17 protein-coding genes are annotated in these 14,559 nt (G+C 63.1%); 3 read left to right on the top strand and 14 right to left on the bottom strand.

What is annotated here, in order from left to right:
• Positions 1 to 386 precede the first annotated feature (386 nt).
• The 6 genes from ACP2YO_RS05080 to ACP2YO_RS05055 all read right to left on the bottom strand — a co-directional run bounded on the left by ACP2YO_RS05080 (position 387) and on the right by ACP2YO_RS05055 (position 6,709).
• Positions 387 to 1,787 carry an IS1182 family transposase gene (locus ACP2YO_RS05080; protein WP_426439645.1) on the bottom strand — a complete coding sequence of 467 codons (1,401 nt, stop codon included), beginning with the start codon at positions 1,785 to 1,787 and terminating at the stop codon, positions 387 to 389.
• A gap of 604 nt (positions 1,788 to 2,391) precedes the next feature.
• Positions 2,392 to 3,855, bottom strand: a complete 1,464-nt coding sequence (locus ACP2YO_RS05075) for a GntP family permease (RefSeq protein WP_426439643.1) — start codon at positions 3,853 to 3,855, stop codon at positions 2,392 to 2,394.
• Positions 3,856 to 3,858: 3 nt separating this feature from the next.
• Positions 3,859 to 4,878 carry a patatin-like phospholipase family protein gene (locus tag ACP2YO_RS05070; protein WP_426439641.1) on the bottom strand — a complete coding sequence of 340 codons (1,020 nt, stop codon included), beginning with the start codon at positions 4,876 to 4,878 and terminating at the stop codon, positions 3,859 to 3,861.
• Between the two features lie 339 nt (positions 4,879 to 5,217).
• Positions 5,218 to 5,898: a transglutaminase-like domain-containing protein gene (locus ACP2YO_RS05065; RefSeq protein WP_426439639.1), complete on the bottom strand. Its 681-nt coding sequence runs from the start codon at positions 5,896 to 5,898 to the stop codon at positions 5,218 to 5,220.
• A 61-nt stretch (positions 5,899 to 5,959) separates the two neighbouring features.
• On the bottom strand, positions 5,960 to 6,184 hold the full coding sequence (locus ACP2YO_RS05060) for a hypothetical protein (RefSeq protein WP_426439637.1): 225 nt from the start codon (positions 6,182 to 6,184) through the stop codon (positions 5,960 to 5,962).
• Between the two features lie 324 nt (positions 6,185 to 6,508).
• The gene (locus ACP2YO_RS05055; protein WP_426439635.1) at positions 6,509 to 6,709 is read right to left on the bottom strand and encodes a hypothetical protein; all 201 of its coding nucleotides are present in this window, start codon (positions 6,707 to 6,709) and stop codon (positions 6,509 to 6,511) included.
• A gap of 327 nt (positions 6,710 to 7,036) precedes the next feature.
• Between ACP2YO_RS05055 and ACP2YO_RS05050 the strand changes: the two genes are divergently transcribed.
• Positions 7,037 to 7,291, top strand: coding sequence for a hypothetical protein (locus ACP2YO_RS05050; protein WP_426439633.1), 255 nt, complete (start codon positions 7,037 to 7,039; stop codon positions 7,289 to 7,291).
• A gap of 45 nt (positions 7,292 to 7,336) precedes the next feature.
• Here ACP2YO_RS05050 and ACP2YO_RS05045 read toward each other — a convergent pair whose 3' ends face one another.
• Both ACP2YO_RS05045 and ACP2YO_RS05040 read right to left on the bottom strand, forming a co-directional pair.
• The gene (locus ACP2YO_RS05045) at positions 7,337 to 7,465 is read right to left on the bottom strand and encodes a hypothetical protein (RefSeq protein ID WP_426439631.1); all 129 of its coding nucleotides are present in this window, start codon (positions 7,463 to 7,465) and stop codon (positions 7,337 to 7,339) included.
• A gap of 178 nt (positions 7,466 to 7,643) precedes the next feature.
• On the bottom strand, positions 7,644 to 8,456 hold the full coding sequence (locus ACP2YO_RS05040) for a response regulator (protein WP_426439629.1): 813 nt from the start codon (positions 8,454 to 8,456) through the stop codon (positions 7,644 to 7,646).
• 261 nt (positions 8,457 to 8,717) lie between these two features.
• On the opposite strand from ACP2YO_RS05040, the gene ACP2YO_RS05035 reads away from it, so the two are divergent.
• Together ACP2YO_RS05035 and ACP2YO_RS05030 are read left to right on the top strand one after the other, a co-directional pair.
• Positions 8,718 to 8,921: a NepR family anti-sigma factor gene (locus ACP2YO_RS05035; RefSeq protein ID WP_044541248.1), complete on the top strand. Its 204-nt coding sequence runs from the start codon at positions 8,718 to 8,720 to the stop codon at positions 8,919 to 8,921.
• Complete coding sequence (locus tag ACP2YO_RS05030; RefSeq protein WP_092118964.1) at positions 8,921 to 9,469, top strand: sigma-70 family RNA polymerase sigma factor; 549 nt, start codon at positions 8,921 to 8,923, stop codon at positions 9,467 to 9,469. The genes ACP2YO_RS05035 and ACP2YO_RS05030 overlap by 1 nt, the downstream gene beginning before the upstream one ends.
• 198 nt (positions 9,470 to 9,667) lie before the next feature.
• Here the strand turns inward: ACP2YO_RS05030 and ACP2YO_RS05025 are convergent, their stop codons facing one another.
• The 6 genes from ACP2YO_RS05025 to ACP2YO_RS05000 form a co-directional block, all read right to left on the bottom strand.
• The gene (locus ACP2YO_RS05025) at positions 9,668 to 11,329 is read right to left on the bottom strand and encodes a CHASE domain-containing protein (protein WP_426439626.1); all 1,662 of its coding nucleotides are present in this window, start codon (positions 11,327 to 11,329) and stop codon (positions 9,668 to 9,670) included.
• 429 nt (positions 11,330 to 11,758) lie between these two features.
• Positions 11,759 to 12,412, bottom strand: coding sequence for an urease accessory protein UreG (gene ureG, locus ACP2YO_RS05020; RefSeq protein ID WP_426439624.1), 654 nt, complete (start codon positions 12,410 to 12,412; stop codon positions 11,759 to 11,761).
• Positions 12,413 to 12,586: 174 nt separating this feature from the next.
• A complete protein-coding gene (locus tag ACP2YO_RS05015) occupies positions 12,587 to 13,324 on the bottom strand; it encodes an urease accessory protein UreF (RefSeq protein ID WP_426443069.1) in 738 nt (245 codons plus the stop codon).
• The gene (locus ACP2YO_RS05010; protein WP_426439622.1) at positions 13,305 to 13,910 is read right to left on the bottom strand and encodes an urease accessory protein UreE; all 606 of its coding nucleotides are present in this window, start codon (positions 13,908 to 13,910) and stop codon (positions 13,305 to 13,307) included. The genes ACP2YO_RS05015 and ACP2YO_RS05010 overlap by 20 nt, the downstream gene beginning before the upstream one ends.
• Positions 13,911 to 13,917: 7 nt before the next feature.
• Positions 13,918 to 14,217: a putative quinol monooxygenase gene (locus tag ACP2YO_RS05005; protein WP_426439620.1), complete on the bottom strand. Its 300-nt coding sequence runs from the start codon at positions 14,215 to 14,217 to the stop codon at positions 13,918 to 13,920.
• A gap of 22 nt (positions 14,218 to 14,239) precedes the next feature.
• Positions 14,240 to 14,539, bottom strand: a complete 300-nt coding sequence (locus tag ACP2YO_RS05000; protein WP_426439618.1) for a putative quinol monooxygenase — start codon at positions 14,537 to 14,539, stop codon at positions 14,240 to 14,242.
• Positions 14,540 to 14,559: the final 20 nt, after the last annotated feature.

The following is a 14,559-nucleotide window of genomic DNA, read 5'->3' as shown; positions in this document are numbered from 1 at the left end:
CTTCCCCAAATGACCGGAGGGTCGGCATCCGCATTAGAACTTTCGAGGCCTGCTCGGGCTTCACTTTTGTTACGGCCCATCAGATCGCTCAGCAGCCCACGGCTGCCTTCGTCGCAGGGCTCCGACCCAGCCAGTTACCCGGCCGAGCCGCCTGCCAGCTTCCGGACCAATCGACAATTATCCGGGTGAGTTCCTCCCTCACTGGTAGTTCGCGCCCTCGGGGCGCACGGTCAATCGCGTCATTCTAACGAGGGCCGACCGCTTCCGGTTTACCTCTGATTGTGTTGCAAAACTCGTTTCTGTCTTGGGGGCGAGCTTGGCTTTTGAGTTTTGGCGGTTCCTTTTGGTACGGTGGTGTCGGCGGTTTCCGTTTTGCTTGTGGATGTTCAGCACGCGACTGCCAGAGGTGGCGGGGGACGGCAGATTAGCTTGGCCAGTCGCCTCAGGTTCTGCGCCGTGGCTGTGAGCAGCACTTCGTCCCTGACGCCATTCAAGCCCCGCAGCCGAAGCCGGTCGAGCCTGAGAATGCGTTTCATATGAGCAAACCGCATCTCGACCTTTTTGCGCTCGCGGCGCGATTGCTGGAAGGCTTCCGTATTGGCCAGCGCACGGACACGATCGCGCACATCTTCGTTGAGGTCGCGGGTAATTTTTCGCACGACCGCCGTCGTGCATTTGGGCTTCAAGGCGCAGCCAGAGCAGTCGCTCTTGCTGGCCCTGTAGTAGACGATGTGACCTTGATCGATATTGCCGGTGCTGGTCAACTCCGCGCCACCCGGACAAACGTAGACATTGCGCTTCTGATTGAAGGCGAAGTCGGCTCGACTAAAGGTGCCATCGGGGCGTGCCGACTTGTCCCACACCGGAACGTGCGGCGTGATCTTGCGATCCACCAGCCATTTGAGCAGCCTTACCGCGCCGTAAGCCGTGTCGCCTGCCAGCCTCTGGGGTCGCAGATCGAAGCGACGCTCAACACGGTCCACCATGGTCTGGGTGACAGCAATCTCAACCGCACGGTTCGCGCGCGTGCCTACCGCATCGAGGATGATCCCGGCCTTGTTGTCGATCAAATAGTTCGCATCATAAGCAAAGAAGGGGTCCACGCCTGGCCTCGCAACCCATGTTGCTTGCGGATCGGTGAGCGAGACTTCTTTGGGAGGCTTGCGTCGATGGCTGCCTTCACTTGAACCGCCACCGTCCTCATCACCGTCCTTATCGCTGTTGGCGGCATCAAGCGCTGCGATGTACTCGCGAACCGCATGGGATGCTTCCTCCGCCTTTGGCCAGGTAATAGGCTGGTCGCCGGGGAGCCGCCTGGTCCTGTTCACATCTGCCTTGATCAGGCTCGCATCGACCGAGAACGCCTCGCCTCCAACCAGCCCCGCTGAAATACACAGCGCCACTACACCCTCAAAAACCCGGCGTAAGGCATCGCTCTCACGGAAGCGTTCGCGCCGCGCCCGGCAGAACACTGAGTGATCAGGGATATGGTCCTCGATGCCGAGCTTGCAAAACCATCTGTAGGCCAGATTGACTTGGACCTCAGCGCAGAGCCGGCGCTCGGAACGAAGCGCAAATACGTAGCCCACAATCAGCATCCGGATCATGAGCACCGGATCAATCGAAGGCCGGCCAGTGTGCGAGTAGAATGGAGCGAGCTCGTTGTGCACCCAACTCAGGTCGAGCAAACCGTCGATTTGCCGGACCAGATGATCAGGCGGCACCACCCTGTCGAGATCAAAGGAGTAAAAGAACTGGCCCTGACCGCTCGCCTGCCGCCCTAACATCCGCTGCTCCCGCAAATGCTGTCTCAAACCAACGGAATCACGGTTCGCGAGTCGCCTCAACCGGAGTTTTGCAACACAATCCCTCTGACAACAGACATCGTGAGAGCCAGTCGGCACGTCTCATACGGGCCAAGAGCGGTCATCCCGGGCTATGTGATCATTGAACAGAAGCACCGGCCGTGCGTCGGATGAAGCGGCGAATTCCACTAACTAGATTTCTCGCCCTAAACACTAGAATTATGACCCATTCTGGCATTCCCAGATGACTGAGTATCTCCGCGTTGCCCTGATCAGTTTTCTCCCAAATGTTTTGGTCAGTATAGGACGCATTTTCTTCACTGAGCCTCCACGTGATCTCTTCTTGCAAGGCGTCGACGCCTAACAGATGTCGAGCAAAATCGAGTTCTCTTCGAGCACAAATCCGTTCGATCTGTTGGCGGACCGCTTCGTCGTAGCGGACGTCTGACAGCGCTTGCGAGCCGAAAGGCCGAAGCGCTTCTCATGAAGCCGTGCGCGGCGAGGTTAATCGGGCGTTATCGCTCGGCACCTGCGCCGCCGCCGGGCTCCGTCGCTGATCATTTGGCGGGCGCATCACGTTCCTGCGTCAGAAAGATCCGACACTCGATCCGATCAGGATCACTGCCGCGAGAGCGAGGAGTGCGCCAATGATGCCGACCATAACGATATCGCGATAGCTATCGCGATGCGTCGATCCGCACACGGCCAGCAGCGTCACCACCGCGCCGTTATGCGGCAGGCTGTCGAGTGTGCCGGCCCCGATCACCGCCACGCGATGCAGCAGCGCGGGATTGAGCCCGATCTCGGCTGCGCGCGCCAAGTAGGTGGCCCCAAGCGCGTCCAGCGCAATCGTCAGTCCGCCCGACGCCGAGCCGGTGAGGGCTGCGAGAACGTTGGTGGCAACCGCAAGTGACACCAACGGGCCGCCGCCGACACCGAGCACGGCGTCGCGCACCATGGCGAAGGCGGGCATGGCCGCGACCACGGCGCCGAAGCCGACAAGGCTCGCGACGCTCATGGCCGGCAGTACCGAAGCATTGGCGCCGGCATCCATGGTCGCGCGCAATGCGGGCAGTCTTCTGTGGCTTACCGCAAGAGCGGCGACGATAGCGCAGGCTAACGCGGTGACGACCGCCCAAACGCCGCCGACCCCGGCGAGCGAGGTCTCGCCCCAGCGGACGTCGGCGAGATAGCGCGTGTCGAGCGCTGGCAGGATGAACAGCGACATCGCGAGGTTGACGACGATCACCACCGCGAGCGGCAGCGCGGCCAGCACCACCGACGGCGGCGTGTCGGTCACTTTGCCGTGCGCGATTTCGGCCGGATCGAACTCGCGCGCGGTGGTGGCGCGTTCGCGCAGTGTTTCGTCGGTCGCAAGGCGGTCGGGCGCCATCGGGCTACCGTCGCCGAAACCTTCACCGATCGTCCTCGCTTTTGTCTCCACGCGATTGAGCCACCAAAGCCCGAAGCCGAGCATGATCAAGGACGCCAGAATGCCAAGGCCCGGAGCTGCGAATGGTGTGGTACCGAAGAACGGCATCGGAATGGCGTTCTGGATCGATGGTGTGCCCGGCAGAGCCGACATCGTGAAGGTGGACGTGCCGAGCACGATTGTCGCCGGCATCAGTCGCCGTGGAATGTCGGCCGCACGAAACAGCTCTTGCGCCATTGGCGCCAAAACAAAAAAGGCGACGAACAGGCTGACGCCACCATAGGTGACGATCGCGCCGGCGAGCACTACGGCCAGTACCGCCCGCCGTGCGCCGAGCTTTTGCGTCATGAAGGCTGCGATAGCGGCGACCGAACCGCTATCCTCCATCAGTTTTCCAAACAGCGCACCCAGCAGAAACAGTGGAAAGAATTGCGCCAGAAAGCCTGCCGCGCTGCCCATGAAGGTCTGGGTCCAGTGCGCGAGGAGCGGCTCGCGCGAAAACAGCGCGGCAATCGACGCCGCGAGCGGCGCAAGTATAAGCACGCTCCAACCGCGGAAGGCGAACCAGATCAATAGGCCCAGCCCGACCAGGATGCCGGCGAGACCTACCAGCGTCATTGCTCAGCACTCCGCCAGCAGCACATCAAGGTCGGCGGAGGAACGCTGGCCGAGGTCGTCGCCGTGCGCTGCGAGGAATGCGTCGGCGCTGCGACGCCCTTCTTCCTTGAGCATGGTGACAAACTCCCACTCGGCATTGAGTTTTGAGGACGCGCCCAATTCAGCAAGCTTGTCAGTCCTGATGCTGTGGGTGCGCATCGCAGCCCAGCGCGCGCCTTCGCCGGTGCCCGGATCGGCCACCTGGCGGAGCAGCGCGATCATGCGCAATTCCTTCATGAGCGGCGAGTTGAAGGAAATCTCGTTGAGGCGGTTGAGTATCTCGCTCGCTGTGCGCGGCCGTTCCGGCCGTTCGCGCGGATTGATCTGCACCAGAATCGTGTCGTGCGCCTCGCTCTCGCGCACAAGGGGTGTGATCGTCGGATTGCCGGCATAGCCACCATCCCAATAAGGCTCGCCGTCGATCTCGATCGCCTGAAACATGGTCGGCAGACACGCAGAGGCCAGGAGCACTTCGGCGGTGATCTGCGCGTTCCGAAATATGCGTCCGCGGCCGGTGCGCACGTTGGTCGCGGTGATGAACAACAGGATCGGCGCGCGTGCGAGCCGTTCGAAATCGATGCTCTCTGCGAGGATGGCGCGAAGCGGATTGAGCCCGAACGGATTGAGATCGTACGGCGAGAACACGCGCGTCATCATATCCATGGCGAGGTAGGCCGGCGAGGTGTCGAGCGTCCAGGTGCCCATCAGGCGGTCGACCGGCGAGCGTTGCAGCGGGCTGAACGCCGCGGCTTGCGACACGCGCCGCCAATAGGCTTCGAGCGCCGTTCGGGCCCCCTCAGCGCCGCCCTGCATCCATCCGTTCACCAGCACCGCCGCGTTCATCGCTCCCGCTGAAGTGCCGGAGATTGCCTCGATCCGTAGCCAGGGTTCCTCGATCAGTCGGTCGAGGACGCCCCAAGTGAAGGCGCCATGAGAGCCACCACCCTGCAAGGCAAGATCGATCAGTACGGGGTCACGGGCCATAAGAGCATCCTCGTTACGTGCCGCGGTCGTACATGAAATACCACAACAGGCACGCCGAAGAGACCCAATAATAAAGCCCGGACAAACTCATGTTTCCGCAAGTTATTTTTATCAAACTTGGGTCTACTTTGCCGCGGTATTGACGCGAGGCCGTGAACGGCGCGTGTGAAAGGCTGCGCACGGCTGAGCCGATCACTTCGGCAATGGGTCCAAAACGCGACATCGCCGGCTTGCTCGCGTAAGTCTGCTTCACCCCGAAGAGCGGATATCTCGCACTTCGCGTCCCCCGCTTGCGGGGCGAGGGAGCGCACTTCCGCCGCGGTCAGAGCGACGCGCCTCTCATTGCTCCGCCGCTTCCCGCTCCATGTCGCGGCCGGACAGATCCTCGCCCTGCATGTGGGCGTATTCGCGCGCCATCTCGCGCATCAGGAATTTGGCGGGGACGTCGTGATAGGTGCCGTGGTCGTTAACGTACTGCATGTAGGTGCGCCCCTCGCCGTCGAAGGAATGCAGCAGCGCGTCCGTGTGGCCGTCAAAATCGAGCGGTTTGACGCCGAGCTTGGCGCACAGCGTGTCGTTGAAGGTCGGCGTCGCCTTGCGCCAGGCGCCGTCGACGAACACCTCCGTAAAACCATGCCAGGTGAACATGTCGGTCCCCATGCTCTGACGCAGTTTTTCGGTGGTGAGGTGGTTGCGGACATCGGCGAATCCGACGCGGGCCGGAATGCCATGGACCCGGCAGGCGGCGGCATAGAGGGCGGCCTTGCCGACGCAATAGCCATTGCCGGCCGCGAGCACACTGGAGGCACGGTAGCTCTCGGCGTCGCGCATGCTGACATAGGGGTTGTAGCGGATGCCGTCGCGAACTGCGGTGTAGAGCGTGCTTGCCGTGTCGCGCGCACCGGCGCCGGCCGGGACGGCGGCACGGGCGAACGTCTCGACCGCCGGATGGTCGCTGTCGATATACTCGGCCGGGTCGGTATAGAGGCGGCTGATCGTAGCGGGAAGGGTGCTGGTCATTCCCTGAACTTAGCAAGCGTCGTCCGCCGGGTTCAATGCGGCAATCGCACGGCTGTCCCGCTCAATTCCTGAAGCGTTCGTCCAGCCGGGAGGGCGGGCGATAGCTGCGCCGCTTCGCCTTGAAATATTCGCGGGCGAAATGGATGCCGATCCCGATCAGGAACGGCGGGGCAAGCGCCGCCCCGATCATGAACACGGTAATCGACTTCGGCGTCAGGATGTCGAGCACCATCGACGCCAGCAGCCACAGGGTGGCGGATATCACTGCGACGTCGACGTGCTTCATCTCCCGGCTCTTCCCTTGGCCCCGATCGGGTTCCATACTACCGGCTGCCCCTGCGCACGCCAAGCAGTCCGCGCGGCCGGCCGCAGCTTCGCCTTTCACTTTTTTGGAGCGGCGGTCGCGGTCAACGCTGGCCCCGCTGACGGTCAACGAGAACTAGAGCGGAGTCCGCGATGGGCAATTCCAGCGATATCCACAACGGCACTGACAACCCTGCCAGCCGGAACAGCGTTAATGACCCTGTGCCGTGAGCGGGGTCGACGTGAAGCGCACCTTCAATGACAACAGGGCGGTGATCGTCCAGCGGCGCGCGCCGCGGTTGAAGAATCACGGACTGGGGTTTGCCGCTGCCTTTGTCGATAGCAACGCGTTCAGTTCCACGGCTGTCCGCAACTGCTCGATGCGGGAGATGACCGATTCGCGTTGCGCGCCCTGCGGCAGTCGTGCGAGTTCATCCTCGAGGCGCAGCCTGTGCTCGTCCAAGCGCTGTTCGAACGTGTGGGGCTCAGATCGTTTTCGTGTCTGCATCGTTCACCTCCGGCGGTTGGAGACCGGAGCTGTTGGCCCAGCGGTCCAATTGTTCGATGACCCGTGCGTGACTCGGCCGCCGCGGCCTCGGCGCCTCCGGCTCTTCGGATAATTTGCGGGGCAGCTTGACGTTATCTGTCACGGCATCTCTCCCACATGGAAAACTCTTCCGCAGAAAACGTGTCATGCGATCGGAGGTTCCTCCATAACTAATTGATTTTGCTATAGTATTTTGCTAACTTGACGTTTTTGTCTGCGCTTGAGGAACCCGACGCGAGTTAGCTCGTTTAGCAAATTACTCAACCGGCATATTTTGGGTGTTTTGCGATGAGCGAGCTTCGGGGTGAACGACTTCAGGTCATGTTGTCTCCAGAGGAATTGGCTGCACTTGATGATTTCCGCTTCCGGCACCGCATGCCGACCCGGGCCGCGGCGGTTCGGGAACTGCTCAAGTTCGGCATGGCCAATGCGGCGGTCGACGGCGAGTCCGGCATCAAGTCCAGCGACTATGGCGTGTTCGATCGGGGACCGGATGGACACACACAGGCCGACGGCGGCCCAAACGGGGCCGCGACGGAGTGACGGCGCGTCGGGCCGGTTGATCGATTGTGTCGGTGGGGGCGCCGTTCAGGCCGCGCCGAACAGATCGACGATCCCCTGGACGATCGCCTTCTGGATGCAGACCACCAGGGTCGACGAGGATATCGCCGTCCTGAGATCCGCGAGATAAAATAGCTGCGCTCGCCCGCGACGCATACCGGGCTGCGCAAGATGCGAACATTCCGTAGCCCAGATGGAGCGAAGCGTAATCCGGGAAATCGTGCGGCTGACGCAACCGTTCCCGGATTGCGCTTCGCTCCATCCGGACCGCAAAAAACCGGCGCACCTTGCGGTACGCCGGTTCAGTTTGACCAGCTTCGTTAAACTCAGCGGCTCATGCGGACGCCGCCCGCGGCGCGCGATTGCGCGAGTTTCGCTGGAAGAACAGCGCCTGGCTTGCGACCGCCGACACCATCGCCGGCTGGAACGGTTTCGAGATCAGGAACGCCGGCTCCGGCCGCTCGCCGGTCAGGAAGCGCTCGGGATAGGCGGTGATGAACACCACCGGCACCTCGAAGGTCCGCAACAGCTCGTTCACGGCGTCGAGGCCGGACGAGCCGTCAGCGAGCTGGATGTCGGCGAGGATCAGGCCGGGCTTCTTGTTCTTGGCGAGCGCCACCGCATCCGAATGGGTGCGGGCGACGCCGATGACGTTGTGGCCGAGATTCTTCACCAGGCTTTCGAGGTCCATCGCGATGAAGGTCTCGTCCTCGATGATCAGCACGTCGGTGGCGATCTCGGCGGCCATTTCGCGACCGGCAGCGTCGGTGAGCTTGCGCGTCTGGGCGATGTCGATGCCGAGGACGTAGGCCACCTCTTCCTCCGAAAAACCTTCCAGCGAGAGCAGCAGGAAGGCCTGGCGGGGCAGCGGCGTGATGTTGGAGAGACGCCGCTCCGGCGGCAGCGACAGCGTCGCCACGTCGGAATTGTCATTGTTGTTCACCGCCACCGAATTCCAGATTTGGGTAAACAGCCGGAACAGCCCGGCGCGCGGGCCGTGCGTCTCGTCCAGCAGCGATGCGTCCTGCAGCAGGGCCTCAAGCATGGCCCCGACATAGGCGTCCCCCGACGCCTGGTTTCCGGTCAGCGCGCGGGCATAGCGGCGCAGCAGCGGCAGATGTTCAGCGACGACCTGCGATCGGGACATTCCCACTCCATTCTTGTTCGTAAGGCCAAAACCGGCCTGAAACATGGGCCGCGTATCAATTCCTGGGGGGACCCGGCTCCCCTGCATGCCCAACTACGCGCGACGGGCGCAAAAGTTCCTCGAAATAGTTCCAACGTTCCGGAACTTTCTGCGCAACTTTGCATTAGCTCGTGACCGACTGGGCGACGATACCAGCCTTTCTTTCGAGGAAACAGCTTGGAAAATCAGAGACTTAACTCCCGGGGAAGTGTGGATCACATCATGAAGGAAGTAAAGAAGCAGGGCGGTCTGAACGCCGAGATTCAGTCGAGAATCGGCCACCAGCTTCGTGCCATGTACGACGACGTGGTGCGGCAGGGCGTACCCGACCGTTTTGCCGAACTGGTCCGCAAGCTCGATGGACCTGAGGCTGCCGCGGCGGCTGCTGCCGGGGGCGATACCGACAAGAACAATGGAGGGGACTAATGCCTCTCACGAATGAACTTCGCGACGACATCCTGGCGTCGGTTCCGAGCCTGCGCGCATTTGCGATCTCGCTTTCCGGCAATGGCGACCGCGCCGACGATCTCGTGCAGGAGACCCTGCTGCGGGCGATCGCCAATATCGACTCCTTCCAGCCGGGTTCGAACCTGCCGGCGTGGCTTTTCACCATCCTGCGCAACCTGTTTCGCTCCGACTACCGGAAGCGGCGGCGCGAGGTGGAGGACGCCGAGGGCAACTATGCCAAGACGCTGAAGAGCCAGCCCTCGCAGACCGCGCATCTGGAGTTCGAGGAATTCCGCGCCGCGCTGGAGAAGCTGCCGCAAGACCAGCGCGAGGCGCTGATCCTGGTCGGTGCCTCCGGATTCTCCTACGAGGATGCCGCGGCGATCTGCGGCTGCGCAGTCGGCACCATCAAGAGCCGGGTAAACCGCGCGCGGTCGAAACTGAGCGCGCTGCTCTATGTCGACAGCGCCGAGGATTTCGGCCCCGACAACACCGTGCGCGCCGTGATCGGCGGCAATGGCGGCTAAGCGAGCGAGATGCTGAAACGGAAAAGGCGGCCGACGGGCCGCCTTTTTTGTCAAAGCACGACGGGCACGGTGCGGGCCGTGCATCCTTCGAGACGCGGCCAAGAGGCCGCTCCTCCAGTGACAACGGCTTGACCGTTGCGCGGGGATGACGGGGAGAGGGGGATGACGGGGAGAGATTGACGCGCGCCGATCTACCAGTCATGAGCGCCCCCCGCGCACCGGCGCCGAAAACTGCTCGGTGCGGTCGCGCTCGGTCATGTCGACGACGGTGTCCATCGGGGCGGTGAGCTCGTAGACGTAGGAAACGTCGGTAAAATAGCGCTTGGCGGTGCCGCCGAGCGCTTCGGGCGCGACGCGGTCGAGCAGGATCAGGCCGAAATCGCTGTCCGGCCGCCGGGTCGCCTCGCTGGTGTTGAACTCCTCCCAGCGGAAATGAAAGATCGCGTCCTCGCCCTCCCCGGTCACCTCCCAATTGGCGACGATGTGCGGATGCTTGCCGACCAGCGACAGGCCTTCGTCGGAATGCGACGCGAGCTCGAAGAACAACAGCGACAGCGATTGCGCCGCACGCGCGCTGACGCTGATGTCGGGACCGTTCACGGCGATGCGGTCGGCATGCGGGATCGAGCGCGATTCGAACAGGCCCTTCAGCTTGACACCCTGCCACTGACTCTCGCTCAGCAGCGTCACCACGTTCGACATCGCGTGGATGCGGCCGATCAGGAGTTCGCGCGCGCCGTCGATGTCGGCGCCGTGGCGCAGCGTGCGCGTCACGATCGACTGGATCACAGCCAGGATGTTCTTGACGCGATGATTGAGTTCGTCGATGACAGCCGTCAGCCGTCGCTCGAAGCCGATCCTGACCTCGATCTCGCGGCTGAGGCGCAGGTTGTTGTAGGCGACATAGCCGAACAGGCCGCAGACGATCCCGGTCAGCGCCAGCCCGATCGCCGCGACGATGGTCGCGGTCTGCTGTGCGCGCGCCGTGGCGTTGCTCTTGGCGTAATAGTCGAGCGACCAGTCGCGTCCGCCGAACGTCACCGTGCGGACCATCGAGGGCGCCGGTCCGTTCTCACGTACCGTGCGCGAGGTGACGATGCCCTGTTCGTTGGCGATGAACTCGTCGTTGGAATCGCGCGGATCCTTCAACGCCACCGCGAACAGCGACGCATCGTCATTGGTCAGCATCAACGACGACAGCTCGTAGGAAAAGGTGACGAAGCCGGCCGGCTCCGACGCCCCTTCCTGGAACACCGGCGCCGCCAGCACGACGCCGACCGGGCCATTCTGCCGCAGCAGCGGGATCGGGTCCGAGGCCACGGGCTTGGCCTCCTCCAGCGCCTTCGCCAGCATCGGGCCGACCACGGAGTGGTTATCGAAGGCGCGGCCTGGAATGCTCAAGGTTTCCGGATTGCGCGGCTCGACATCCATCAGCACGTTGATCGGCTTCTCGATCCCCTTGAGGTCGAGCGGCTGGTCGTCGAAATCGCGGATCGACGGGTCGGTGAACCCTGCGGTTTTCAGCTCCCCCTCCGCCGCGGCCAGCTCGTTCGGCCGCAACCGCGCGATCCAGGCGGCGACGACGAAATCGGTCTTGAAGGCGTAGATCGCCGAGCGCAGCGGCTGCAGCATGTTGGCCTTCACGGTCGACGGCGAACGGAACAGGCCCGAGGCCACCCGCGCCAGCAGCTCGCGCTCGGTCAGCCGGTCCTGCACCAGGCTGGCATGGACGTCGATCGCCCGCGCCAGCGCGATGCCGTCGAGCGCCAGCTCCTGATCGTGCACCCGATAGGCGGCGGCACCGGAGAGCAGCACTCCGATCAGCGCAATCAAGGCGACGATGAAGCCCAGCCGAACCACTCGCTTACTCGGTAATCAGGGGGTGGCGGAAAGGGATGGAAGGCATCTGACGTCTGCGGGGGCAGCGACAAATCAACACGCGAAGAGCACCTGCCGCAGCGGAATATGGAATAGCGATCATCGGTACGCAACAGAAGCCGGCCGGCAACATTAACGCTGACACCACCCGGCTGATCGTTGGCGGCACCAGAGGTTGCTAATCGGGAAAGTTGGATTTTGTTCCGGCGATTGCGCAGCTTTTTTGCGGCGGAGCGACGTGATCGGCCAACCATCCCGTCATCCTGAGGCGCGAGCCTTGCGGCGCACTTGCGCCGCTGGGCGAGCCTCGAAGGATGCACGGCCACCGGACGGGGCCGCTCATCCTTCGAGACGCGCTACGCGCTCCTCAGGATGACGGGACCAGCGCCGGGCAGCTACAATGGTTAACGGCTAGACCCTGGCGCCGGCCTTGGCACCCGCCTTGGCCTGCGGCCGAAGACCGCCCTTGGTCTCGATGAAGCTGATGATGCGCTCGAGGCCGTCGCTCTTTTTCAGGTTGGTCATCACGAAGGGCCGCTCGCCCCGCATGCGCCTGGCGTCGGTGTCCATCTTCTCGAGCGACGCACCGACATAGGGGGCAAGATCGATCTTGTTGATCACCAGAAGGTCGGATCGCGTGATCCCGGGCCCACCCTTTGACGGGATCTTGTCGCCGGCGGCGACGTCGATGACATAGATCGTCAGGTCGGCCAGTTCCGGCGAGAAGGTCGCGGCCAGATTGTCGCCGCCGGACTCGATCAGGACCAGATCGAGGTTCGGAAACTTGGCGCGCATGTCGGCAATGGCGGCGAGGTTCATCGAGGCATCCTCGCGGATCGCGGTGTGCGGGCAGCCGCCGGTCTCGACACCAGCGATGCGGTCCGCTGTCAGCGAGCCCGATCGCACCAGAAATTCGGCATCCCATTTGGTGTAGATGTCGTTGGTGATCGCGGCAATGTCGTAGCGCTCACGCATCGACTTGCAGAGCAGATCCATCAGCGCGGTCTTGCCGGAGCCCACCGGGCCGCCGACGCCGACACGCAACGGGCCGTGAGATGATGCCATGTCAATCCATCCATCGTCGTCCCGGCGTAGGCCGGGACCCATAGCCACCGAATTCCATTGTCGCGACGAGCTCGGGCCACAGGCTCATATAACCACCAAGGCCTGTGGTTATGGTTCCCTGCTTTCGCAGGGACGACAGTCGAGGATGCGACGCCGACATCATTCGATCGCTCATCATGACCGGAACAGCCTCGTATATTGCGTCTCGTGCCGCAAGCTGGCGAGGTCGGCGCGGAAGGTTGCGCTGCCGAGATCGTCGAGCGAGGCCGTGCCGGCGCGAACAGCGGTCGCGGCGACATCAGGTTCGAGACTGGCCAGCACGCGCTGGCTGTCGGTCTGCCCGAGCGGGATCAGCCGGCTGCCTGCCGAAATCCAGTTGGAGACCACGGCGTGGAGAAAGGCATGCAGCGTCGGCTCCAGCGGAATGCCGTGGGCGGTGCTGACGAGGCCGACTGCGACCGGATAGACGATTCCGCCACCGCATGCGGCAATCATCGCGTCGAGGCCGGGCGAATTCCAGGCCGCGCGCGCGATGTCGATGAAGGCGCGGCCCTGGCTCGTCGTCTCGAGTTGCCGCTCGCGCGACGGCACGAAGGCGGCGGCGAGTTCGGCGACCTCCTGCAGACCTGCATGATCATGCTCCGAGGCCGCGCGATGGCTGTGCGCGAGGAACACGGCGTCGCAGAATCCACTTCCCTCGGCCAGAACAGCCGCGAGCCAGTCGCGCAGCGACGCCGCATCGATGATGTCGCCGGCTTCCACCGCCCATTCGATGCCGCTGGAATAGGAAAACGCGCCGACCGGAAACGACGGCGACAGCCACGTCATCAGCCGGTACAGCGCCTTCGCCTCGCCCTCCGTCATCCCGCCGCTTACCGCGACGGGATCGGGCTCATTTGTGGTCATGAGCATGGGAATGGTCGTGGTGGTCGTGACCGCAGTGCTCGTCGTGTTGATGGTGATCAGCGTGGTGGTGATGGCCGTGATCGTGAAGATCACGGTGATCATGCGCATGACTGTGCGCGTGATCGTGGCCGGTATGGCCATGCGGCTCTTCCGCATGCGCCTGCCCGGCATAGGCGCCGCCCTCGGGATCGAACGGCGCTTCGATCTCGACGACGCGGGCTCCCAGCCCCTTCACCATCGCCTCGATCACGTGATCGCGGCGGATGCGCAGCCCCTTCGGCATGATCTGGGTCGGCAAATGGCGGTTGCCGAGATGCCAGGCGACCCGGATCAAATGATGCGGATCGCTGCCGCGGATTTCCACGAGTGGCTCCGGAGCTGCGACCACCTCGACGAGGCGGCCGTCCTCCAGCACCAGCGCATCGCCGCCGCGCAACGCTGTGGCGTTTTCGAGATCGAGCAGGAATTCGAACCCGCGCGTCCCGGTCATCGCCATCCGCCGCCGGTGACGGTCGTCGAAATCGAGCACGACGGTGTCGGCCGGTGCGTCCTTCCAGCGATGCTGTCCCAGAACCTTGGTCGCGCGGATCATGCAGACCTCAGAACTTCTCGACCTTGCCGTCGCTGATGATCTCGATCACCGTCGGCGCCGTCTTCATTTGCGAGGAATACTCGCGCCACACCTTCATGTGCGGCGCTTTGCTGTGTGCTGTGAGATCGTCGCGGGTTTCCCAACGCTCGACCACCACATAGAGGTTGGGATCGTTGACGCTGACATGACCATCGTAGGAGAGGCAGCCCTTCTCCTTGCGAGTCTCGGTCGTGCAGGCCTTGTGGCCCTTGATGAAGTCGTCGCGATTCTCCGGCTTCATCGGCGTGGTGGCGATGACATAGATCATGAATTCGTCTCCCTCTTGTCGCCTAGCGGACGTCGACCTTCTCCGGCGTGATCACCTCGATCTTCGGCGGGGCGGCGAAGCATTTCACCGCAACCCGGCCGAACGTCTTCATGTGCTCGGCGGTGCGATGCGGCACCAGCGCCTCGGCGTTTTCCCACTGCTCGACGAACACCATCTTGCTGTGGTCGGTCACGCTCTCATGCAAATCGTAGGCGATATTGCCCGGCTCCTTGCGGGTTTCCTTGATGCAGGCCGTCGCCGCAGCGATGAATTCGGCGCGGGTCTCGGGCTTGATGGTTAGCGTGGCAACGACGTAAATCACGGAAATTCCTCCTGGTTTTC

This window comes from Bradyrhizobium genosp. P, assembly GCF_049949265.1.
Classification (GTDB): domain Bacteria; phylum Pseudomonadota; class Alphaproteobacteria; order Rhizobiales; family Xanthobacteraceae; genus Bradyrhizobium.
Note: the sequence above shows the minus strand (reverse complement) of the source record. Positions and strands in the feature narration are given on the sequence as shown.